The sequence below is a fragment of the Streptomyces sp. NPDC002138 genome (assembly GCF_040296485.1).
Lineage (GTDB): Bacteria > Actinomycetota > Actinomycetes > Streptomycetales > Streptomycetaceae > Streptomyces.
The window spans coordinates 25,683-48,071 of sequence record NZ_JBEOXE010000009.1; the positions used below are offsets into that span (position 1 = coordinate 25,683).

General features: G+C 71.3%; 20 protein-coding genes and 1 pseudogene. 16 read left to right on the forward strand and 5 right to left on the reverse strand.

Annotated elements, in window-relative coordinates; all coding sequences use genetic code 11:
- Nucleotides 1-5: 5 nt before the first annotated feature.
- Nucleotides 6-1,442 carry an endo-1,4-beta-xylanase gene (locus ABT084_RS08010; RefSeq protein WP_351039370.1) on the forward strand — a complete coding sequence of 479 codons (1,437 nt, stop codon included), beginning with the start codon at nucleotides 6-8 and terminating at the stop codon, nucleotides 1,440-1,442.
- 49 nt (nucleotides 1,443-1,491) lie between these two features.
- Here ABT084_RS08010 and ABT084_RS08015 read toward each other — a convergent pair.
- A pseudogene (locus ABT084_RS08015) lies at nucleotides 1,492-2,109 on the reverse strand (DMT family transporter); the annotation flags it as partial.
- Between the two features lie 235 nt (nucleotides 2,110-2,344).
- On the opposite strand from ABT084_RS08015, the gene ABT084_RS08020 reads away from it, so the two are divergent.
- The 7 genes from ABT084_RS08020 (at nucleotide 2,345) to ABT084_RS08050 (ending at nucleotide 9,037) form a co-directional block, all read left to right on the forward strand.
- On the forward strand, nucleotides 2,345-3,367 hold the full coding sequence (locus ABT084_RS08020) for a winged helix-turn-helix domain-containing protein (protein WP_351039372.1): 1,023 nt from the start codon (nucleotides 2,345-2,347) through the stop codon (nucleotides 3,365-3,367).
- 143 nt (nucleotides 3,368-3,510) lie between these two features.
- Nucleotides 3,511-3,930, forward strand: coding sequence for a peptidase inhibitor family I36 protein (locus tag ABT084_RS08025; protein WP_351039375.1), 420 nt, complete (start codon nucleotides 3,511-3,513; stop codon nucleotides 3,928-3,930).
- 113 nt (nucleotides 3,931-4,043) lie between these two features.
- Nucleotides 4,044-4,742 (forward strand): response regulator transcription factor, encoded by a 699-nt coding sequence (locus ABT084_RS08030; protein ID WP_351039378.1) that lies wholly within the window; start codon nucleotides 4,044-4,046, stop codon nucleotides 4,740-4,742.
- Nucleotides 4,739-7,117 (forward strand): sensor histidine kinase, encoded by a 2,379-nt coding sequence (locus ABT084_RS08035; RefSeq protein ID WP_351039381.1) that lies wholly within the window; start codon nucleotides 4,739-4,741, stop codon nucleotides 7,115-7,117. The genes ABT084_RS08030 and ABT084_RS08035 overlap by 4 nt, the downstream gene beginning before the upstream one ends.
- Nucleotides 7,118-7,299: 182 nt before the next feature.
- Entirely contained in the window at nucleotides 7,300-8,295 is a 996-nt protein-coding gene (locus ABT084_RS08040) for a GTPase family protein (protein WP_502968871.1), read from the forward strand.
- Nucleotides 8,292-8,615, forward strand: a complete 324-nt coding sequence (locus ABT084_RS08045) for a hypothetical protein (protein WP_351039384.1) — start codon at nucleotides 8,292-8,294, stop codon at nucleotides 8,613-8,615. Before ABT084_RS08040 ends, ABT084_RS08045 begins: the two co-directional genes overlap by 4 nt.
- Nucleotides 8,612-9,037, forward strand: coding sequence for a hypothetical protein (locus ABT084_RS08050; RefSeq protein ID WP_351039387.1), 426 nt, complete (start codon nucleotides 8,612-8,614; stop codon nucleotides 9,035-9,037). Before ABT084_RS08045 ends, ABT084_RS08050 begins: the two co-directional genes overlap by 4 nt.
- Before the next feature lie 48 nt (nucleotides 9,038-9,085).
- Here the strand turns inward: ABT084_RS08050 and ABT084_RS08055 are convergent, their stop codons facing one another.
- Nucleotides 9,086-9,526, reverse strand: coding sequence for a VOC family protein (locus tag ABT084_RS08055; protein WP_351039390.1), 441 nt, complete (start codon nucleotides 9,524-9,526; stop codon nucleotides 9,086-9,088).
- 274 nt (nucleotides 9,527-9,800) lie between these two features.
- Here ABT084_RS08055 and ABT084_RS08060 point away from each other — a divergent pair, with 274 nt between their 5' ends.
- A complete protein-coding gene (locus tag ABT084_RS08060; RefSeq protein WP_502968865.1) occupies nucleotides 9,801-11,564 on the forward strand; it encodes a BCCT family transporter in 1,764 nt (587 codons plus the stop codon).
- A 3-nt stretch (nucleotides 11,565-11,567) separates the two neighbouring features.
- Here the strand turns inward: ABT084_RS08060 and ABT084_RS08065 are convergent, their stop codons facing one another.
- Entirely contained in the window at nucleotides 11,568-13,076 is a 1,509-nt protein-coding gene (locus ABT084_RS08065) for a DUF4246 domain-containing protein (RefSeq protein WP_351039393.1), read from the reverse strand.
- Between the two features lie 326 nt (nucleotides 13,077-13,402).
- On the opposite strand from ABT084_RS08065, the gene ABT084_RS08070 reads away from it, so the two are divergent.
- Nucleotides 13,403-14,344 carry a RimK family alpha-L-glutamate ligase gene (locus tag ABT084_RS08070; protein WP_351039396.1) on the forward strand — a complete coding sequence of 314 codons (942 nt, stop codon included), beginning with the start codon at nucleotides 13,403-13,405 and terminating at the stop codon, nucleotides 14,342-14,344.
- Between the two features lie 119 nt (nucleotides 14,345-14,463).
- The gene (locus ABT084_RS08075) at nucleotides 14,464-15,693 is read left to right on the forward strand and encodes an MFS transporter (protein WP_351039398.1); all 1,230 of its coding nucleotides are present in this window, start codon (nucleotides 14,464-14,466) and stop codon (nucleotides 15,691-15,693) included.
- Nucleotides 15,694-16,003: 310 nt separating this feature from the next.
- Here the strand turns inward: ABT084_RS08075 and zapE are convergent, their stop codons facing one another.
- Complete coding sequence (gene zapE, locus ABT084_RS08080) at nucleotides 16,004-17,065, reverse strand: cell division protein ZapE (RefSeq protein WP_351039401.1); 1,062 nt, start codon at nucleotides 17,063-17,065, stop codon at nucleotides 16,004-16,006.
- Nucleotides 17,066-18,146: 1,081 nt separating this feature from the next.
- Between zapE and ABT084_RS08085 the strand changes: the two genes are divergently transcribed.
- Nucleotides 18,147-18,986, forward strand: coding sequence for a hypothetical protein (locus ABT084_RS08085; RefSeq protein WP_351039404.1), 840 nt, complete (start codon nucleotides 18,147-18,149; stop codon nucleotides 18,984-18,986).
- A gap of 168 nt (nucleotides 18,987-19,154) precedes the next feature.
- On the opposite strand, the gene ABT084_RS08090 is transcribed toward ABT084_RS08085, so the two are convergent.
- Complete coding sequence (locus tag ABT084_RS08090; protein ID WP_351039726.1) at nucleotides 19,155-20,258, reverse strand: pentapeptide repeat-containing protein; 1,104 nt, start codon at nucleotides 20,256-20,258, stop codon at nucleotides 19,155-19,157.
- 222 nt (nucleotides 20,259-20,480) lie between these two features.
- Here ABT084_RS08090 and ABT084_RS08095 point away from each other — a divergent pair, with 222 nt between their 5' ends.
- From ABT084_RS08095 to ABT084_RS08110, 4 genes are all read left to right on the forward strand, one after another.
- Nucleotides 20,481-20,891 carry a RidA family protein gene (locus ABT084_RS08095; RefSeq protein ID WP_351039407.1) on the forward strand — a complete coding sequence of 137 codons (411 nt, stop codon included), beginning with the start codon at nucleotides 20,481-20,483 and terminating at the stop codon, nucleotides 20,889-20,891.
- A 192-nt stretch (nucleotides 20,892-21,083) separates the two neighbouring features.
- Nucleotides 21,084-21,452, forward strand: coding sequence for a GNAT family N-acetyltransferase (locus tag ABT084_RS08100; RefSeq protein ID WP_351039410.1), 369 nt, complete (start codon nucleotides 21,084-21,086; stop codon nucleotides 21,450-21,452).
- Nucleotides 21,453-21,923: 471 nt separating this feature from the next.
- The gene (locus ABT084_RS08105) at nucleotides 21,924-22,073 is read left to right on the forward strand and encodes a hypothetical protein (RefSeq protein ID WP_351039413.1); all 150 of its coding nucleotides are present in this window, start codon (nucleotides 21,924-21,926) and stop codon (nucleotides 22,071-22,073) included.
- A 71-nt stretch (nucleotides 22,074-22,144) separates the two neighbouring features.
- A complete protein-coding gene (locus ABT084_RS08110) occupies nucleotides 22,145-22,312 on the forward strand; it encodes a hypothetical protein (RefSeq protein WP_351039416.1) in 168 nt (55 codons plus the stop codon).
- The last annotated feature ends 77 nt before the right edge of the window (nucleotides 22,313-22,389 follow it).

Below are 22,389 nucleotides of genomic sequence, written 5' to 3' on the forward strand. Positions count from 1 at the left end.
CAGTTATGGGCTTGAACGCCATCCCCTCACCCGCCCTCCGCCGCACGTCAGGCCGTCTCCGTACGGCCCTGGTCGCCGGTGTCCTCAGCGCGGCCGCCGTGCTGGGGGCGCCGCTGACCGCACACGCCGCCGGAGACACGCTCGGCGCCGCGGCGGCGCAGCACGGCCGCTACTTCGGCGCCGCGATCGCCTCGGGCCGCCTCAACGACGGGGCCTACACGGCGATCGCGGGCCGCGAGTTCAACTCGGTCACGCCCGAGAACGAGATGAAGATCGACGCCACCGAGCCCCAGCGGGGCCAGTTCAACTTCTCCGCCGGTGACCGCGTCTACAACTGGGCGGTGCAGAACGGCAAGCAGGTGCGCGGCCACACCCTGGCCTGGCACTCGCAGCAGCCCGGCTGGATGCAGAACCTCGGCGGCAGCGCGTTGCGCCAGGCGATGACCGACCACATCAACGGGGTGATGGCCCACTACAAGGGCAAGATCGCCCAGTGGGACGTAGTGAACGAGGCCTTCGCGGACGGCAGTTCGGGATCCCGGCGCGACTCGAACCTGCAGCGCACCGGCAACGACTGGATCGAGGTCGCCTTCCGCACCGCGCGCGCCGCCGACCCGGCCGCCAAGCTCTGCTACAACGACTACAACGTCGAGAACTGGACGTGGGCCAAGACCCAGGCCGTATACGCGATGGTCCGCGACTTCAAGCAGCGCGGCGTGCCCATCGACTGCGTCGGCTTCCAGTCCCACTTCAACAACGACAGCCCCTACAACAGCAACTTCCGCACCACCCTGCAGAGCTTCGCCGCCCTCGGCGTCGACGTGGCCATCACCGAACTCGACATCCAGGGCGCCCCGCCCGCGACCTACGCCGCCGTGACGAACGACTGCCTGGCCGTCACCCGGTGCCTGGGCGTCACGGTCTGGGGCGTGCGCGACACCGACTCCTGGCGCTCGGAACAGTCGCCGCTGCTGTTCAACGGCAACGGCAGCGCCAAGCCCGCCTACACCTCCGTCCTCAACGCGCTCAACGCCGGCTCCACCACCCCCACTCCGACCCCCACGCCCGGACAGGTCAAGGGCGAGGCCTCGGGCCGCTGCCTGGACGTGCCGGGCTCCAGTACCACCGACGGCACCCAGCTCGACTTGTGGGACTGCAACAACCGCACCAACCAGCAATGGACCTACACCGCCGCGGGCGAGCTGAGGGTCTACGGCAACAAGTGCCTGGACGCCGCGGGCACCGGCAACGGAGCGAAGGTCCAGATCTACGGCTGCTGGGGTGGCGACAACCAGAAATGGCGTCTCAACTCCGACGGCACCATCGTCGGCGTCCAGTCCGGCCTGTGCCTCGACGCCGCGGCGAACGGCACCGCCAACGGCACCCCGGTCCAGCTCTACTCCTGCTGGAACGGCAGTAACCAACGCTGGACCCGTACCTGACCCGTACCTGACCGCAGCGCCGAAGGGGTGACGGCCCGGCGCACGGCCGTCACGCGGTGGGTGCCACCGGGGCGGACAGCCGGGCCAGGGCCAGGACGCCCGCGCACACCAGGACCACGCCGATGAGCTGGGGGAGCAGCCACCAGCCGGCGCGCAGCCGCTCCCCGTACAGCAGGACTCCCAGCGCCACACCGACCGTAGCGTCGCCCAGGGTCAGGGCGGGCTGGGACGCGACCAGCGGGCCGCCCTGCATGGCGTGTTCGAGGAGCAGCAGTGCGCCGATGCCCGTCGCCCCGAAGGCGTACGTCTGCCAGGTGGTCAGGAACGCCACCACCCCCCGGTCGGTGAGGACGAGCACGGCGGACTTCATCAGGGCGGCGGTCAGCGCGTAGCAGATCGCGGTCGCCCCGCCGAGGCAGCCCGCGCGGGCGCGGCCGGGCGGCCGCCGCAGTCCGGCGGCGGCCAGGGCCAGCGCCGCGCCCGCGCACGCCACCAGGGCGGGCAGCCAGCGGTCGAGGGGGACGTGCGTACGGTTCCCCGCGGGGGAGGCCGCGGCCAGGGCCAGCCCCAGCCCGGCCACGACCGCGCCCACCGCGAGCCACAGGGGCCCCGGCAGCCGCTGCCGGGTCACCAGCGAGGCGATGAGCAGCGCGAGCGGCAGTTCCATCGATCCTCCCGCCGTCCCGCCGCCGGACAGCGCGACGCCACCACCGGACGGGCGCGTTGGACCGTCCGTGCGCGAAAGGTCCGGAAACGCTGTTGAAGCGCCGCCCGGCGGCGCCGGACAATGTCCACCACAACCCGTCTGCCCGCCCGCCCTGTCCGTCCCGCGAGCGGCCGGTCGTGAGTGACGTGGGATCAGCCTGCGTCGCCGTACGAGCCCGGGATCAGTGGGGCCATTGGTGCTGCGCATTCATTTCACCGCGGACGACCTCGCCCGGACCCGGGTGGCCTCGACCATCGGGGCCGCGGCGGAGACCTATTACAGCCTGGAGATGCTCGGCAGACGCTCCCTCGCGGCGCCCTTCCAACCCTGGCGCGCGAAGGTGACCGGCCGGTTGTCGCAGGACGCCAGACCGCTCACCGTCCTGATGCCGGACCACGGCCCCGGGCTCGACCTGCTGACCCTGGCGGGGGACTCGCCCGACATCGGCGAGGCCGCGGACACCCTGCTGCGGGCCCCGCGCTCACGCGTACGCCGAGAGCTGGAGGCGGTCGCCCTCGACTCCGCCCGTTCCTCCTGGGCGCGGTCCCTCGCCGAGGGGGACGGCGAAGCCCGCCGGCACCTGGCGGCAGCGCTCGTGGCCTGCCACCGCGCGACCGTCGGCCCGTACTGGCCGGCCGCCCGGTCGCGCCTCGAAGCGGTCCGCGCGCAGCTCGCGCGCACCTTCCTGGACACCGGCGTGGAGGGCCTGCTCGCCACGTTGTGCCCACCGCTGGTGCGGTGGAGCCCGCCCGTGCTGGAGGTGCGCCACCCCCGCCACCTCGATGTCCACCTCGGCGGCCGGGGGATCGTCCTCGCGCCGACGCTCTTCTCCTGGCGCGAGCTCAGCCTCCTGTACGACCCGTACGACGAGGAGTCGGTGCCCCGGCTGACCGTTCCGGCGGTGACCGACCCGGCGGACGGCTCCGCCCTGTGGCACGACGGCGACGGGGCGGGCACAGACGAGGCCCTGGGCACCCTGCTCGGCCGTACCCGGGCGGCCGCGCTGCGACTCCTCGTGGACGGTTGCGGTACGACCGAACTCGCCGGGCGGCTCGGCATCACCCCGGCCGCGGCGAGTCAGCACGCCAAAGCCCTGCGTGGCGCGGGCCTCATCACCACGAGCCGCAGGGGCGGTTGCGTGCTGCACGTGACGACGGCCCTCGGACGCGAGCTGCTCGGCGGGATGCGCGAGGGCGTCGGGGGCGGCGGCCGGCCTTAAGCGGTGACTTAACACCGTGGTCGGCGGACCCCGGTCGTCGGCAGGATGCGTGACGTCGCCGCCGGTCCGCAGGGCCGGCGGACCACCACATCCGCCACTGAAGTGGGAGCACACGCATGGCAGTTACAGCGAATTCACCGAGTATGAAGTCCCGCGCGCGCCGTGCGGGGGAGCGAGCCGCGGTCCTCATGGGCGCCGCGGCGATCGCCTTCGCGACGGCTCAGGCACCCGCGTCGGCCAGTACCGCCCAGTGCGCCGACAACCGCCTATGCGCCTGGTCCGACGCGAACTACGGCGGCATCTTCACCGCCTACACGGCCTCCGCCCCCGCTCTCGGCGGCGACAACGACCGGTTCGACTCCCTGTGGAACCGCAACAGCGTCTCCTGGTACGTCTACGTGGACGCGTACAACGGGGGCGCCAAGTACTGTGTCCGGCCGGGCTATTCGGTGTCGAACCTCGGTGACTGGTTCGGCCTCCACGACAAGATCTCGTCCGTTCAGAAGCTGGGCGGGACGTCCTGCGGCACCGCCACCCCGATCGGTTCCTACAAGGGCTCGTAGGCGGAGCCGCCCCGCAGCGGCCCCGCCCCGACACCGCCCGGTCGTACCGAAACCCCGCGGGCCGGGCCGACGGAGCATACGATTCCGGCACGAGCCGCGCCGTGGGGGGAACCGTGGATCCATTACCCGCTCAGGACGCGCCCGCCCCCATCAGGGTGGCCGCGGTCGATGACCATCCCATCATCCTGGTCGGTCTGCGCGCGTCGTTGGCCGACACCACGCCCGACATCGCGCTGGTGGCGATCGCGGAGGACGTGGACTCCCTCCTCGCCCAGGAGGAGGGAGTCACCGCGTCGGTGGTCCTGCTCGACCTGCGGCTGCGCGACGACAGCGACATCGGCGAGAACGTGCGACGGATCCGGGCCACCGGCGCCCGCGTGCTCGCCTACACCACCGAGCAACGGCCCGCCCTGATCCGCAGGGCGCTCGACGCGGGCGCCCTGGGACTCGTCCTCAAGGAGGACCCGCAGACCAGGCTCGCCGAAGCCGTCCGCGCCGCGCACGCCGGTGAGGCGTACGTTTCCAGCCGGCTCGCGCACCAGATCGTCAACGACCCGCGCGGGGGCATCCGGCTCTCCCGGCAACAGCACCGGGTGCTGGAACTGATAGCGCGGGGCCTGCCGCACGGACAGATCGCGAAGCTCCTGCACATCACCGAAGACACCGTCCGCACGCACCGCAAACGGGCCATCGAGGCCTACACGGACGCCGGAGACGGTCTCCTCGGGCAGAACACCGAGATCGTCTGGCGGGCCGTCGCGGACGGACACATCGACATCGGCCCGGAGCGGCCCGACACCCCGGGGCGATGACCCGGCACTCCTACCGGGAGGGGGTGGAGGTCGGGCTCTCCCGGTCCGTGGCCGCCGTATCGGTCCTGTTCGCCCTCAACTGGGTGACGGTCCCGCTGTCGGGCGACCGGCCGTCTCCCGGCGTCCTGGCGGTGGCGGTCGTGTTCGTGGCGTTGTGCCTCCGCCTCGTGGTCCGCGGCGCACGGGTCCGGTTGGACGGGACCGACGCCCTGGCGGCCCTCGCCGTCGCCGTCGTCGCGCACCCCGTCCTCGCCCTCGCCGACGGTTCGCCGTACGTCGTGATCGGGCAGCGCTGCATGCTGACGGCGCCCGCGGTGCTCCTCGCCACCGGGTTCCTGCCCCGGACCGCCGGACGGTGGGCCTGCCTCGCCGCCCTCGCCGCCCAACTCGGCACCAGCTGGCCCGCCGACGGCCCGGCCGCGGCGGTGGAAGGCATCTGGCCGCCGCTGGCGACGGCGGTGGCCGGGGCGGTCCTCGCCCCTCTCATGCGCGCCGCCGGCGACGGCGCCGACCGCTCCGAGCGCCGGGCCGCGGCGGCGCGTGCCGACGCGGCGCGGGCCGCCGCCCGGCGCGAGGCCCACCGGGACTTCCAGGGAATGCTGCACGACGAGGTCAGCGCCGCCCTGCGCGCCATCGGCCAACCGGGGATCGCCGTCGACCGGGTTCGGGAGGCGGCGCGCGGCGCGGTGGCCGCCATCGCCTCCGCCCGGGCCCCGGGCGGAGAGGGAGGCCGCACCGACCTGGCCGCCCTGGTCCGCGCCCTCGCGCCCGCGCCGGGTACCGGGACGAGCATCGTCGCCGACGGCGTCACCGCGGTGCCGTACGAGGTGGCGACGGCCACGATCGGCGCGGCGCGGGAGGCCCTGCGCAACGTGGCCGACCACGCCCGTGCCGAGGCCGTACGGATCTGCCTGACGGCCCGGGAGCACCGCACGGGATTCGTCCTGTCCGTCACCGACGACGGCGCGGGCTTCGTCAGGGAGGAACTGCGGGAAACGTCCGTGGGCGTCCGCCGCTCGATGATGCGGCGCATGGAGGCGGTGGGCGGGCGCGCGGAGGTCCGCAGCGCACCGGGACGCGGAACGACCGTACGCCTGGAATGGCCGGCGCCCGCCGACGCGGAACGGCAGCGGGAGCGGGCCCCGGACCGATCGGGGCGGACGGACGACGGATCGGCGAGCGCGGGCGAAGCGGCGGCGGACTCGGCGTACCAGTCCGCCCGGTCCGTGGAGGCCGACCGGCCTGTCGAGCCTGCCCGGTCCGTGAAGGCGCCGCGCCCGGTCCCCGTGAAGGTGCGGCACATGAACGCCGCCATCGGCGACGTCCGGCGCCCGCTGGCCGCCGTCTGCCTGCCCTTCCTCCTGGTCATGGGCGTCATCGCGGTGATCCACACCCGGCACGTTCCCGGAGCGCTCTGGCTGACCGCCTGGTACGCGGCCCTCGCCGTGATCACCGTGGCACTGCTGCTGCGGGCCCGGAGCGGGATCGGCCCGGCCGCCGCGCTGGCGGCCTGTGCGTTCGCCGTCGCGGGCGCGCTCGGGAGCTTCCTCGTACTGCCGCTGGCCGCCCTCGCCGACTACACCTCCTGGCCGATCGGCGCGGTGACGCCGCTGCTGACGCTGCTGGTGATCGTGCGGCCCGCCCGGGAAGCCGTGGCGGCCATGGCGCTGGAGCAGGCGGGCCTCGCGCTCCTCGTGCTCACCGGCCCGCCGATCGCACCCACCTTCGGCGGGACGCTCGCCCTGACCCTCCCCGCCCTGTCGGCCCCGGCGCTCGGCGTGTTCATGGGCATGGCGATCGGCCGTACGGTCGCCCGCCTCGGGGCGGTGACCACGCGCGCCAACGCGGAGAGCGCCGCCGCCCTCGCGGGCGAGGCCGTCCGCGACGCCCGCGAGGCCCTGCACCGCGGACGCCTCGCCGACCTGGGAGAGGAGATCCTGCCCTTCCTCGACGCCACCGCCACCGGCCGGCGTTCGCCGAGGGACCCCGAGGTCCGCGACACCGCACGGCTGCTCGGCTACGCCGTCCGCGACGAGATCCACATCCCCGGGGTCCTCGACCGCCCCGCCCGCGACCTGTTGAGCGCGGCGCGCACCGCGGGATGCGTCGTCACGATCCAGTCGGACGCGGACGACCCGCATCCGCCCGCTCTGCTGCGCCTGTTGCTGACCACCGCCCTGGGAACCGGGCCCACGCCCCGGGAGCTGGTCCTCAGCGTGACGGCCGCGGCGGACACCGTCGACGCGGCGCTGGTCGTGCTGCCGGGGGACGGGCGGCGGGCGAGCGCCCTGCGCGAAGCGGTCGCCGGGCTCAGCGCGGTCGTGGAGGACGCCCCCGAGTCCACCTGGGTCGAGGCCCGCGTCCGTACGGCCTGAAGCCGACCCGGGCCGACGGGAGTCGAAGGGGTTGTCCCCATCGCTGGGGACAGCCAGGAGGTGGTCCGGGCCGCGAGCATCGAGGGACGCCGCGAGGTCCGGGGAGCAGCCCCGGAACCCGTTCCCCGGCGCGTCGACCAGGGAGACACCGGAAGAGGCTCGTCCACACGTTCCGCAAGGAACTGGAAGCGGCGTCGGGTCGTTCCGACGCCCTCACCCCGGCCCAACAGGAGCAGCTGCTGCGGGAGTTCGACACGGCCCTCGACGGGGAGCGCCCGCCCCGCCTGGTCCTCATCGGGGAATCGGGCGTCGGCAAGTCCACCACCGTCAACGCCCTCTTCAACGCGGGCCAGCCGGTCGGACACACCCGGGCGACGACCGACCACGCGTACGCCGTTCAGGTCGAGGAGGTCAGCGGGCGGCGCGGCGTCCTGGAAGTGGTCGACATGCCGGGCATCGGTGACGACGTCGCCAACTACCGTCGCTACCTTGACCTCTACCTCCGGGTCCTGCCGACGGCCGACGCGATCGTCTGGGTGCACCCGGCCGAGGACCGCAGCGTCCACCTCGTCCAGCAGGCGCTCCTGGACCTCCTCGGGCATGGCGCTCCGGACCTGTGCGGGCGGCTCGTGCTGGCCCTGAACAAGGCGGACGAGATCGATCCGCACGACTGGAACCGGAGCGCCAACCTGCCGTCCGCGCGCCAGTCGGAGGCGCTGCGGGAACGGGCCGCCGACTTCACCGAAAAGATCGTCCGGGTCCTGCCCGCCTGGCAGGGCGTGGCGGTGACCTACTCGGCGCGCCAGCACTACAACCTGACGGCGCTCTTCAAGGAGATGATGCGGGCGGTCCCGAAGGAGCGCCGCTGGGTGCTGGAGCGGCGGATGGACCTCGCGGACTTCACGGCCAAGGTGGACCGGAAGCTGTTGCGGGCCGCTTCGGCCCGCATGCTCGCCGAAGTCCGCCCCCAGGCCGCCGTCGAGGCCGCACACACCGCACACACAGCACACACCACACACCCGGCACAAGCTCCCGCCCCGGCTCCCGCCCCCGCCACCGGCACCCGCCTCTCCGAGGCGTTCGCCGCGCTGCCGGAGGCGAAGTGGCGCGAACTGTGCCAGGACCGCGCCCTGTTCCTCGAATTCACCCGGCGCGTGGAGCAGGAGAGCGGCCGATGAACACGGAACCCGCCGGCGCCGAGGTGGATGTCGACGAACTGCTCGAACGCGTGTGGGCCGCCATGACCGAGAACCAGCAGAACATGGAGGAGATCGTCCGGCTCTCGGACGTCTCCTTCCGCCTGTGGGTCGACAGCCTGGCCCAGCGCGTCGCGGCGGCCCTGGGTCTCTCCCTGGCCCGCGTCCACGCGTTCTTCGACGACGTCGGCTCGATCGCGCGGCGCGCGGGCCACACCTTCGTCGGCGCGTACCACGAGGGATACCGCACGGCGCGCAAGGTGCCGGAGTCAGGCCGCCGGTCGCGAGGTGGGCGCGCATGACGTGGGTGGAGTTCCCGTTCCCCGCGTGTCCTGCCTGCTCCCGCGCATGGAGCGCGAGCAGGCACCGGGACTGCCCGGCCGGACGCCGGGACGGCGCGACGCTGGACGTCGACCCGAACGCGGCGCGGGTGCGGTGCGCGGCCTGCCGGGGAACCTGGAGCGTGTGGGAGACGCGGTTCCACTGCGGTTGCGGGCGCCGCTTCGAGGCGGCCGAGGTGGAGGCCGCCCTGCGGGAGATCATCCGCGTCGCCGCCCTGCTGGTCGAGATCCTCATCCAGCAGGGCCGCGACCTCGCCGAGATCCGCCGAGCGGGCGAGGCGTCCTTCCGCTCGTGGCTCGGCCACCTCACCGACGCGCTGGCGGGCACGCTCGGAGCGGCGGCGGGACGCGTCGTGGGGAGCCTGGTGCGGACCCTCTTCTGAGGATCCGGTGGCCCCGGTCCGGTGCGGTACCGGGGCCCTCCCTCGTGCTCAGCGCAGTTGCTCGGCCAGTCCGACGATGATGCCCTCCGGACCTCGGACGTAGCAGAGCAGGTAACTGTCCTCGAACCGGGCGATCTCGCCGAGGACTTCGGCGCCGTGAGGGCGCAGCCGCGCGACGGTGTCCTCGAGGTCGTCGACGGCGAACATGACGCGGTGCGTGCCCAGAATGTTGTGCGGCGGGTTGCGCGGCCCGGCGCTGATCGCCGCGGGGCTGCGGTACCTCGCCAGTTCGAGCCGGCTGTGACCGTCCGGGGTCCGGACCATCGCGATGTCACAGTGGACGCCGTCGAGCCCGGTGCACTGGTCGGCGACGAGGCCCTTGACCTCCGTCCTGCCCTCCAGCTCCATACCGAGTTCCACGAAGAACGCGATGGCGGCATCCATGTCCTCGACGACGATGCCGACGTTGTCCATCCGCTGAATCGCCATGCGGGCTTCTCCTTCTTCCTCGTGCGGCCGGTGACGGTCGCGGCTGTCCCCGGGACGGAGCCGGTGACACGTTCTCGACATCCTCCCGCCCCTTCGCGGTCCCCGCGGCGTGCTTCCCGCGCGGCTCCTCTCCGACACCCGTGCGGCCTATCCCTCGCGGAAGGACATCCCGTCGACGCCTGTTGCGCACGGGACAGGTGCGCGCGCCGTGATACGGCATATCAGGAACCACGCCGGGACCCATATCGGGCAGTGATCACGAAAGGTGCCACCTGTGTCTCAGGACCAACGCACGCCGGGGCAGAGGCCCCGGCTGCCCGTGAAGGCGGCCCTGCCCGGCCGCCACCCGTACGAGGACCAGGCGCCCGTGACCGACCGGGTGGTCTTCGGCGTGACGGCCGTGCTGACCCTCGGCTTCGTGGTCTGGGGCGCCACGTCCACCACCTCGCTGGAGAGCGTCTCCGACACCTTGCTGAACGGCCTGATGCACAACGGCGGCTGGGCCTTCGTCCTGGTCGCCTCGGGGTTCGTCGTCTTCGCCCTCTGGCTCGCCGTCAGCCGGTACGGAAGGATCGAGCTGGGTCAGGAGCACGAGAAGCCGGAGTTCAGCACCGTCTCCTGGGTCGCCATGATGTTCAGCGCCGGCATGGGCATCGGCCTGATGTTCTACGGCGTCAGCGAACCCCTCGCGCACTACACCACCCCGCCGCCCGGCACCCGCCCCGCCGACTCGGCGGACGCCATGCAGACGGCGCTGGCCACCACGCTCTTCCACTGGACGCTGCACCCGTGGGCCATCTACGCGGTGGTCGGGCTGGCCATCGCGTACAGCACCTTCCGGCGCCGCAGGCGGCAGACGATCAGCGCCGTCTTCGTCCCGCTCATCGGACGCAGGCACGCCGAAGGCGCGGCCGGGCGGGTGATCGACATCCTGGCGATCTTCGCCACGCTGTTCGGTTCCGCCACCTCCCTGGGACTCGGCGCGCTCCAGATCGGCAGCGGCATGCACGAGGTGGGGTGGCTGGGCAAGGCCGGAACGGGGCTGCTCGTCCTCATCATCGCCGTGCTGACCGTCTGCTTCGTCTTCTCCGCGGTCTCCGGTGTGGAGAAGGGCATCCAGTGGCTCTCCAACGTCAACATGGTGCTGGCCGTCATCCTCGCGGTCTTCGTGTTCGTCGTCGGCCCCACCATCCTGATCCTCGACCTGACCCCCACCTCCCTCGCCGCTTACATCGACGAGCTGCCCCAGCTGATCGGCCGGACCGAGGCGTCCACCGGGGGCGGCGGCGTCGCCGAGTGGCTGAGCAGTTGGACGGTCTTCTACTGGGCCTGGTGGATCTCCTGGACGCCGTTCGTCGGCATGTTCATCGCCCGCATCAGCCGGGGCCGCACGATCCGTCAGTTCATCGGCGGCGTCATCCTGGTGCCCAGCGCCGTGAGCCTGGTCTGGTTCGCCATCTTCGGTGGCACGGCGATGCGCCTCAAGGAGCAGGGCAGCCTCGGCGGCGCGACCACGCCCGAGGCGCAACTCTTCGGCGTGCTCCAGGAGTTCCCGCTCGCTGGCGCGATGAGCCTCCTCGTCATGATCCTCGTCGGCATCTTCTTCGTCTCCGGCGCCGACGCGGCATCGATCGTCATGGGCACCCTCTCCCAGAAGGGCACCTTCGAGCCTGACCGGATCATCGTCGTCTTCTGGGGAGTGCTGACCGGCGGCGTCGCGGCCGTGATGCTGCTCGTCGGTCAGGGCAAGGGCGACGCCCTCGCGGGTCTGCAGCACCTCACGATCCTCGTCGCGGCCCCGTTCGCCCTGGTGATGATCGGCATGTGCTGGGCCCTCTTGCGGGACCTCCGCCAGGACCCGCTGATCGTCCGCGGCGAGCTCGCCGAGGAGGCGGTGGAGGAGGCCGTCATCGCGGGCCGCGAGAAGTACGCGGACGGGTTCGAGATCCGCATCGGCCCGGCCCAGGACGAGGAACCGGGGGATGCCAAGGACGGCCGGGACCGCAAAGCCCCGGAGGACCCGCCCCCGGCCGCCTGAGGCTCAGTGCTCGCAGAGGGAGAATTCCCGTTCGTAGAGCTGCTCGTTGTGCTCGTCGACGAAGAACTTGCGCTCCCGCATGAGCTGTTCGCGGTACTCCTTGGCCTGTTCGAGCGTCATGGTCGACGTGGCGGACCACGGTTGCTGCGGCGGTACATCGGAGGTCGAGACGATCCGTCCCGACGGGTCGACGAGGAAGAACGCGAGGATCTTGCGGTGCCCCGGAAGGGTGGGGTCCGCGAGACGGAACGATCCGACGCGGTGCTGCAGGATGTTCGGGAAGGCGAGGCAGCGGCCCGCCGGGGTCGATGTCGAACCCAGCAGCTGGTTCAGCGCGTCCTCGTTCTCCAGGCCGTAGACCTGCCGCATGCCGTCGTCGTCGCTCTGCTCGTAGTCCGGGTCGTCGAGCGCGGCCCGGAAGCTCAGCCGGCTCTCGGTGATGTTCTCACTGTCCCAGTAATAGATGCCGGTCGAGACGATCCGCTCGTTCAGCATCCCCTCGACGTGCCAGGAACCGCCGGGGTACTCGGGCTCGTCCGGCGTGAGATGAATGGTGGCGAGCTTGACGATGACCTGGAGACCGCGGCCGCGCAGATCGACCCGGGCGGCCGCGTCGGGCACCTCGGGCGGGGTGAAGTCCGGGGCGTCCGGGACGACCGGACGGCGGGTCTCCCACCAGTGGTCATGCGCCTCTGACCATGCACTGCGTGCTTCCGAGTACGCCGCGGCGTCGCTGTAGGACGCCTTGTTCGGATACTCCGGCGCGGAGTCGTACCACCCGTAGGGATCGGCCTCGATCCGCAGCGGTCGCGGATGGCGCAGATCGGTGAGCACGTTCTCCAGCAGCGGACGGAAACGCGCGAGCACGTCCGGCAGCACGGCGGCGAGTTCGTGATGGGTCTCGGGGTGGACATTGTTCACGTACGAACGGAAGGCGACTTCGCCGTCGTCACCGACCTCGACGTCCGTGGGCAGCCACTGGAACTTCTCGGAGAATTCGTACTTCGAGTAGTGGTCCGTCGGGTTCTGCCAAGCCCGCTCGTACGCCCCGCTCGCCTCCCTCACCAGGCAGAAGAGCGAGGGATGCACCAGATCCAGCACCTGGCCGTCGGAACCGGGGTGCCAGTCCCGTTCCGCTTCGGGGACCTCTTCCAGAACCCGGACCGCTTCGCGCAGCCGGGAACGAAGCTCGTCGTCGACCAGCGTGTCGGACTGCCACACCCCGTCGACGGCGGACACCTCGACGCCGGTGACCCCGTCCCGCAGCACGGCGTAATGCGAGAGTTCGGCGAGCACGTAACGAACCTGCGCTTCGGTGAGACCTTGGGCGACGGCTTCTCGCGTCCACCGGGCGACGATGTCGGCGTCGTTCATCTTGTCGAACCACCCCGGCTTCGCCCGAATGTGTGCGCTGCACTGCATCATCTGGAGTTCCCGCAGCGTTCGGGGTGTCGCGAACGCTATGGAACGGGCGGTGTTGAAGGGCAGCGGGAAAGCAGACAGGCCGGTCAAGTCTCTGTGTCCTCGAAGTCGGTGTGCAGTGGCGGGAAGACTACTTCAGCGGACTGACACCGCAGCAGCGCCGACCCCTGCCCTCGCGGGTCCGGCCGGCAACCAGCCCCCGCCTCCCGGCCGGAGGCCCTGCCCGCCGCCGGTCCGATCCCAGGCGTCGCAACACGACCGCGTTCGGGCGCATTGGCGGCATTTCGCCGTTCATGGTGGCACTGTCGTCAACCTGCCAAGGCACGGTGTCCGGGGGCACCGGTGATGGTGTGCACCCGGCATGTGAACGGCCGGCCGGGCAGGGAGTAGCCGTCCATGTCTTGAGGAGCGCCTCGATGACCGTAACCAACGCCCCGACCAGGGTCCTCCCGGGTGGCCGTGTCACGGCTCCCTTCTGGCTGATTCTCGGCGGGAGCCTGGACCAGGACCGGATCACCGATGAACTCGTATCCGGTTTCGAGCGTGCTCTGGGCGACCGCAGCACGGCGATGAGGACCAGCGAGCTCGTACTCGGTGTGACCGGGGGACGCCTGACGCTCCACGACCTCCAGGGGGCGTCTCTCGCCGCGCCCGAAGTGGCCTACGCGCGCCTCTCCACCCCCGCACTCTCGACGGACCGGGAGATCACCCTGCTGCGGCATCTGGAGGCCATGGGCACCGTGCTGCTCAACCCGATCGACGCGGTGCTGGCCTGCGTGAACAAGTTCTGGCACCTGCAACAGCTCGCGGGCGCCGGGCTGCCCGTCCCCGATACCCGCACCTACGTCGACGCGTCGATGACGGACGTGCTGCGCGCGGGGGTGCCCGAGCCGTGCGTGGTGAAGTCGGTACGCGGCCACCGCGGGCGGCGCGTGTTCCTCGCCCCCGACGCGGCGATGCTGCACGACATCCAGGGCAGCCTCAGCACCGACGCGCCCTACCTGTTCCAGGAGTACGTGCGGTACTCGCACGGGCGGGATCTGCGCGTCGTCGTGGTCGACGGCCGGGCCGTCGCGGCCCAGGTCCGCGTGGCCGCCGGCGGCGGGCTCAAGTCGAATCTGGCCCTGGGCGGAACCGCTACCCCGTGTACGGGCCTGCACCCGGCCGGGGAGGCGCTCGCGGTGGCGGCGGCGGAAGTACTGGGGCTGGGGGTCGCCGGCGTCGACCTGCTCTTCGAGCCCGACGGCAGCTTCACCATCTGCGAGGTGAACGCGAACGTCGGGTGGGGCCGGCACCTGGACCAGATCGTCCCGGCCATCGCCGAGACCTGCGCAGCACGGCTGCGCGCCGGTAGGTGACCCCGCGGACGACCGGCATGCCCGGGCAGGGGGGTGTCATGCGCCCGGATGCACCATCCGGCGAGGGCAACCCTGGCCCCGGGGCCGGGTCGCCCGCACAGGGCGATGACAGCCGACGGATGCTCAGGTCGCTGCGGCACCGCGAATTCCGGCTGCTCACCACGGGCCAGCTCGCCTCCCACACCGGGACGTGGATACAGAAGGTGGCGCAGACCTGGCTGGTCCTCGACCTGTCCGATGGTGACGGCACGGCCGTGGGCGTCATCACGGCGCTCCAGTTCCTCCCGCTGCTGGTCCTCGGACCGTGGGGCGGGGTCCTCGCGGACCGCTGTCCGCAGCGCCGGATCCTGCTCGTCACCCAGTCGGTACTGTGCCTGCTCTCCCTGCTGCCGGGAGTGCTGGCCCTGACCGGCGCGGTGAGCCTGGCGGCCGTGTACGCCGTGGCGCTGGCGATGGGGCTGGCTCTGGTCGCCGAGAAGCCGGCCCTGCAGGCGTTCATCGCGCGGACCGTTCCCACCGAGGACCTGCCCAACGCGGTCGCATGGGACACCGCGGTGTTCAACCTCGCGCGGATCGCCGGGCCCGCACTGACGGGTCCCGTGATCAGCGGCTTCGGCGTCGCTCCCGCGTTCTTCCTCAACTCCCTCTCCTACCTCGTCGTACTCGGCGCCCTGCTGCGCATGAAGCCGGCCCCCCGCGCCAGAGACCGGGGCCCCCATCCGGCCCGCCGCGCCAAGGGCCAGGTACGCCAGGCGCTGCGCTACGTACGGGCCCGCCCGGACCTCGGTACCCCCCTCGTCCTGGTCGCGGTGGTCGCCGGGTTCGGGATGAACTTCCAGATCACCACCGCCCTGATGGCGAGCGACGTCTTCCACACCGCGCCCCTCGCGTTCGGACTCGGCTCCACCGCGTTCGCGGTCGGCGCCGTCACCGGATCCGTGGCGGCCTCCCGCAGGGGCCGCTGCGGGAGGGGATACCTCGCGGGCACGGCCTGGGGCTTCGGTGTCCTGGAAGTCCTGACGAGTACGATGCCCAACCTCGCGGCCTTCCTGCTCATGCTGGTACCCACCGGCGCGGTGCTGATGCTGTTCATGACGGCCGCCAAGTCCCAGCTGCAGCTCGGCACGGACGACGCCGTGCGCGGCCGCGTCATGAGCCTGTACACACTCGCCTCCCTCGGCACCACGCCGCTCACCGCCCCCCTGATCGGCTGGATCTCCAGCGCGGTGCACCCTCGCGCCGGCCTCGCGGCCGGCGGCCTGGCCTCGGCGCTGGCCGCCGTATCCGTTACCGCGCACCGGCGCCGCCCCACGCGTTCGCCGACCGCCGACCGCGTGCGACCCCCTTGAGTGGCCTCCCCGCCGGGCCCGGCCGTCCATGCCCGGCGCACGCTGACGTCCTGGCTCCGGACGTCGCACCCCGTTCGGTACGACCACGTGCCGGAGCCCGAACAGCGTCGTGGCGGGTCGCCGGGCGGGACGTCGGGCGGTGCTGGCCCACGCCGGACGCCGTGACCCTGCCGTCCGAGGTGAAGACCAGCGTGCCAGCCGTGTGGTCGACCCAGGTCCCCGCCATGGTCCCCGCCCCCAGGGCGGCGCCGGCGGGCGGGGGGCGTTCAATTCATTCCGGGGGCTCCGTGGTGCGGCCACGCGTCCTGGATCAGCTCACCCGCTGGAGCAGCGCGAGGCGGCTCGCCGTACGGTCCAGGTCGCGCGTCAGGGCCTGGTCGGCAGGGAGGGCGGTCAACGGGTCGGAGCCGATGAGGATCAGCCGGACGTCCCGGTCGCAGGCGACGTCCACGAGGTTCGCGAACCGCTGCCGTCCGTCGGCGGATGCCGCGGTCAGCGGGGGTACGCCGTCCAGGACGAGGGTGTCGAACCGCTCGGCCAGTGCCAGGTAGTCGGGGACCGCCGTCGTGGCCTCGCACAGCGCCTCGAAGCCGAACCAGACGAGCTCGCCGCGCACCGCGCGGGCGGGCAGCTCCCGCAGGTGGGCCTGGACGGCGGTGGCCTCCGCGGGCGCCGGGACGGTGAGGCCGAGCGCCTCCAGACCGGTGTGCCCGGCGGGGAGGCACAGGCCCGTAGCGAACCGGCGGCCGTCGCCCGTCGGCGGCGGCGCCGCGAGCCGGCGGAAATCCACGGGCCCCGTGACATCGAGGACGTCCATCCGCTGCTCTATGAGCGTGATGGTCGGCTCGAACAAGTGGTGGTAGAGCGGGTCCGGCATGAGCCCGGCGGGCGGGTAGTTGGAGGTGGTGACCAAGGTGATCCTGCGGTCCAGCAGGGTGCGGAAGAGGCGTGCGATCAGCATCGCGTCACCCGCGTCGTGCGCGTGGAACTCGTCGAACACGAGGACCCGGCTGTCCCCGATCAACTCGTCGAGGGCGCTGTCGACGGCGCTCTGCCCGTCGTGGCGGGCGCCCGGACCGCCCACTCCGTCATGCAGGCGCCGGAAGAAGTCGTGGAAGTGCAGGCGGCGTTTGCGCCCGGCAGGCAGGCCCTCGTAGAAGGTGTCCACCAGCCAGCTCTTCCCCCGGCCCACCGGGCCCCAGACGTACAGATCGCGAGGCGGCGCGGGGAACGTCCAGGCGGGCCTGGCGAGTTCGGCTGCCAGCCTGCACAGCCGCTCGACGGCGGGCTCCTGTGCGGGGGAGACGGAGAAGCCGCGTCGCGCCGCGGCCTCGTGGAAATGACGGCGCATGGCCTGGTCGTGCTTGGGCATCGGGCAACTCATCCGTTCGTACGTGGGGTTTCGTGACCGTCGGAGTCGTATCGGGTCGTAGGAGCGGTGGATGTCTCCGGCGGTTCGGGAGCGTTCGCCGCCGGCGGCGATCCGGTGAGGAAGGTGCGGATTCCGTCGGCCTCAGGTACGGCGGCGAGGGCGGTGTAGAGGTCGAGGGCCTGCCGGGCGTGGTCGTGGGCGTGGTCGATGCGTCCGAGGTCGCGGTGGACGTGCGCCAGGCCGCCTCGTATCCGGGGAAGTCGTATCTGCGGCTCGGTAGCAGGGCGTTGTGGTGCTGGTGCCGGGCCTCGTCGTAGCGGCCTTGCCGCTGGTACAGCAGCCCGATGCCGTTCAGGACGACGATCTCGCCGATGCGGGATCCGGTCTCCCTGGCGTGCAGCAACAGATGGGCGAGCACCGCGCGATGGCGGGGGGCCAGACCGGACGCGTCCGAACCGGGAGCCACGGCCTCCACCGGGCCGAGGATCGTGAAACGCATGCAGTCACTCCAGGGGTCACCCGTGCGTGCATCGAAGAAGCATCGGGAATGTATCAAGATCAACCGGCAGGGTTACGGCCATGCCACTCCAACCTGGCCAGGGTGATGGCCAACAGCCCGCCCGTCCTGAAGGGTGACCTACTACATGTCCGCACCCTCGTCAGCCCCGTTCCGGCCGTGACCGTCCCCGACCACGACCAATGGCGTACCGATCCCGCGGCGACAACGCACCGTTGGCGGGACTGGCCGCGCAGTTGCGGGAGCGCGGCGCGGAGGTACGCGTGTGCGCACCGCCGGACGCGGGGTTCCCGGAATTTGCTGGCCGGTGTCGGGATATCCGCCGAGGCGGCCCGCGCACATGGCCGGCGCGTACTTGTCTCCCGCGGCTGGGCCGATCCGGGGCTGGTGGGCGATGCGGACGACTGCTCCCTCACCGCGGAGCATGAACCTGATCGCCGTATTTGGGGCACTGGTGACCCGTGGGCAACTCTGACACCATTTCAGCCGAGGTGAAGGGCCCATCGTTCGCCTCGACCACACCACCATGCCGTAGAACGTCGAGAAGATGTGAGACCAGCGTTGATGACCTTACGTAACCGCATACCCCACCTGGTGACGGTCGTGCTCATGCTCCTGGGCATGATGTCCGCCGTAACCGCGCAAGCGCAGGCGGCCCCGCAACGGCTCACCGCCAGCGCCGTCGTCTGCTCCAACTCGCCCATCCCGACAGGGTGGGTCATCATCAGCTCCTACCAGAGCAGCGGCTGTCCCGGCACCGGCGTCGCGTACACCATCGCCGATGTGACCGGGCAGAACGGCGCCACCGTGTGCTCGATGTCTCCCATCCCCACGGGGTGGGTGATCACGAGTTCGTACAGCAGTGCCGGCTGCGCGGGCACTGGTGTGGCGTACGCGATCGCCAACACCGCCGGCCGGACGGGTGCCACTGTCTGCTCGATGTCTCCCATCCCCGCGGGGTGGGTGATCACCAGCTCCTACAGCAGCGCTGGCTGCGCCGGAACCGGCGTCGCCTACTCGATCGCCAACACGGCCAATCAGAACGGTGCCACCGTGTGCTCGATGTCTCCCATCCCTGCCGGGTGGGTGATCACGAGTTCGTACAGCAGCGCAGGCTGCGCGGGCACTGGTGTGGCGTACGCGATCGCCAACACCGCCGGCCGGACCGGTGCCACCGTGTGCTCGATGTCTCCCATCCCTGCCGGGTGGGTCGTCACGAGTTCGTACAGCAGTGCCGGCTGCGCGGGCACCGGCGTCGCCTACACCATCGCCAAGATCACCACCCAGGCCTACGCCACCGTCTGCTCCTTCTCGCCGATCCCCGCGGGTTGGGTCATCGCAGGTACGCAGAGCAGCAGCAGCTGTGTCGGCAGCGGCGTCTCGTACAACATCAGGAAGGTCTGACCGCCCGGCTTGGCACTGCGATGACCAGCAGGACAAGCGCGGAGGCATAGCCGCACCCCGGCCGGGTTCGGCGCGTGCGGCGTGCTGCGCGGGGCGAACCGTCCCCGGCACGGGGGCCTTGGGGTCCCCCGTGCCGGGGACGAGTCGGAGGGGCTCGCCGGTGCGCTCTCAGGGCAGGTCGCAGATGCGGGTGCCTGGCGGCAGCAGGAGCCCTTGAGGCGCTGTCTGCAGGCCGAAGTGCGGGGGGTGGGTGAACGTCGCGGTGCGGGAAAGATCGACGGTGCCCCCGGTGAAGCGTGCCGGTGGGGCGGTGACATGAAGGCTCTCCAGGTGGTGCTCGCCGAAGCCCATGCGGGTGCCGGCGAAGGTGGAGCCGGAGAAGTCCACGAGCCCGTCGCAGAACTCCGCGTCCTCGAAACGGACTTCTCCCGCAATGAAGGAGGCATCACGGAAGTTCACACGCGCACCCGTGAATCGGGTGGAGTCGAAGGTGACCCAGCCGCCGCTGAAGACGGCCCGGTCGAAGCGGACGGAGCCGCTGCGGAACTCGGCGAGACGGAAGTAGACGTAACTCCCGTCGGCGAACTCGACCTCGTCGAAGACCACTTGGTCGCGATCATGGCCGACGAAGAGCGCCTTGATGAAGATGATGTCGCCGCCGGTGAAGCGGGCGCCGCGGAAGTCGGCCTCGTCGAGTACGGCGCCGGTGAAGTCGAGGTCGTATCCCTGCCAGGATTCAGGTGAGTCGCCTCTCAGATGTGCGCTGATGAGCCGGAGGACGGTCTTGCGTATCTCGCGTTCGCGTTGCCAGGCGGTCAAGCCCGGCTCTTCGGCCGGAGGGTTGGGCGCGTGGGGCATCCTGAGGTAGCCGCACAACACGTCGATACAGGTCTGACGCTCATGACGCCACTCGTCGGCGAGTCGGGCCATGGCATACGCACCCGCCATCCGGGCCGTTGGCTGATCTGCGCCCAGCTGATCGGCCGCGGCCCCGAAGCGGTCGGTGAACGACCTGCCGTGGTCGCGCTCCTCACTGGCCTCGTTGAGGTGCTGACGGCGGTAGGCGACGACCAGAGCCACCACCCCGCCGGCTCCGGCGACGATCGTCAGTACGATCTTGATGCCGTCGAAGACATCTCCGGGCTTGAGCGGACCGGCTACGTGCAGCCGGGGCATGCCCAGCAGGAGCCAGAGGGCTGCCGCGACGATGACGGCGGCGAGGGCGGACAGCGACAGCACCACCGCAACATGCAGGCTCAGAGGCCACCGCATCACGCTTAGAGGATCCGGACCTGAACGCTCGCTCCTGGCCGCCACGCCTTCAGCGTAGAACCGACATCAAGATCAGGGAATGGCGTCCGAAGCGGTTTCCGCGCCGACGACCGGTCCGTCCGGTTCCGCCTCAGCTGTTCACAGCGCTCCTCAGAGCCACCCGGCCATGGGCCCGCTGAAAATCTGGTGCGCCGCGTCGGGGGAGTTGCCAGACTCGCGCGCATGGCCTCCGAGATCACACGCATCAACCCCGGCGAACTCCATGCGACTCCCGGGTATCACCACATCACCGTCGTCGAGGCGGGCCGGACGGCGTTCCTGGCGGGACAGTGTCCCCTCGACCGTTCCGGGGAGCTGGTGGGTCCGGGTGATCTCGACGCCCAGATCGACCAGGTGGCAGCCAACGCCATGGCTGCGCTGAGCGCGGTGGGTGCCCGTCCGGAGCACGTCGTCCGCTCGGTGATCTATGTGGTCAGCGACGATGTTGCGGCTCTGGGTGCTGCCTGGCGGCGCCTGAACGGGTCGGTCATCGGTACGGCGTTCACCACCGCGAGTACGCTGCTGGGAGTCGCCCAACTCGGCTTCTCCGGCCAGCTGATCGAGGTCGACCTCACGGCGGCCCTGCCCGGGTAGCCGCTCATCCCCGGAGCGGGCCGCGGGGTCGGGGCGCCTCCTTCGCGCGTCGGGCCGCCCTGCCGGGCGCCGAGGTTTGGGCCGGGTGTCAGCGCTCGCGGGCCTGGATCGCGCTCCGGGAGCGGGTCCTGGTCGATGAGACGGGCGGGTGGCCGCGAGCGTGTCCGCTCGGCGATCAGCGATCCCACCTGGATGGCCTACCTCGTATGGTCGGGTGACCGGCCGGTCGGCTTCGCGTTCGTACGCGCGCTGGACAGCGAGGCGCGCGTGCTGAACAGCTTCTTCATGGTGCGTGGGGCGCGTCGGGCGGGCCTCGGGCTGCGAGCGGTGCAGGCCGTCCTCGCCGCGCACCCCGGCCGATGGGAGATCGCCTTTCAGGAGGAGAACGCGGGCGCGGCACGCTTCTGGCGTCGCGTCGCTTCCGAAGTCGCGGGCGAGGCCTGGACCGAGGAGCGGCGTCCGGTGCCCGGGAAGCCCGAGTTGTCGGCGAACACGTGGGTGGCGTTCGACGCGCGAGGGGCCGTCGGGCGGATCCATCCGACCGGCCCCTGCCGGCCCTGAGCATGGCCGACCTGCTACCTGCCCGATGGCAACCGATGGTGCGCGCAGTTGGTCTTTCTCCTCGGTTGACGTATACGCCGCTCCGCGGTTGGTCAGGGGTGCGGGACAGGGGCAGTGTGCGCTGCGAAGGTCTCGTTGCCCGCCGTCGATCTCTCGTGGTGGGTCGTCGGGCCGGGAGCCGTCGTCGCAGGAATCATCGGGGTATGTGCGGGAGCCCAGTGGGACTTGGCGCCGAGCGCTTGCGCGCCCGCGTGCACCGCACCTGACAGGCGCCGGGACATGGTCGTTGGTCAAAGGCGACTCAAGTCGGTCTATGCATAGGGCAGTTGTGTTGACCGTCCGGTACGGCTGGGCAACACTGACTCGCGGTCGCGCCACACGCGGCCAAGGCATGTCCAGTGAAATCGCACGACGCCTGGCCACCGGAGGTCGTGGTGGCTTGTGGCGTCACCCCTGTGTCAGGAGGACTCCATGGAAGCTCCGACCGTACAAGCGCAGCTGGGCGACACCCTCGTCACCGACGAGGAGTTCGACCTCGTGATCGGTGAACTGGAGCAGAGTGCTCCGGAAGGCAGCCGGGAGATCGGGAGCTGTCACCGCGTCTACTGCCTGTTGCAGTAACGATTCTGCCGAATTTGGCGGCACCCCGACTCTTGCCCTGCCACGGCCACCTCTACTGTCAGGAGATATCGATGGAAACTTCGATCGTGCAGGCACGGACGTCCGACGCGCTCACGGCGGACGAGGAGTTCGACCTGGTGATCGGTGACCTGGAGCAGAGCGTTCCGGAGCACCTGCAGACCAAGATGAACAGCTTCCCGCACTCGTCGTCCTGTGCGGGCGTCTACTGCTGCTTCTAGTCGCGGCGCGGACCACCACACCCGCACACGGCACCCGCACGCGAGACCCGCGCGGCGCCGGCCCGAGCTGCCGCGCC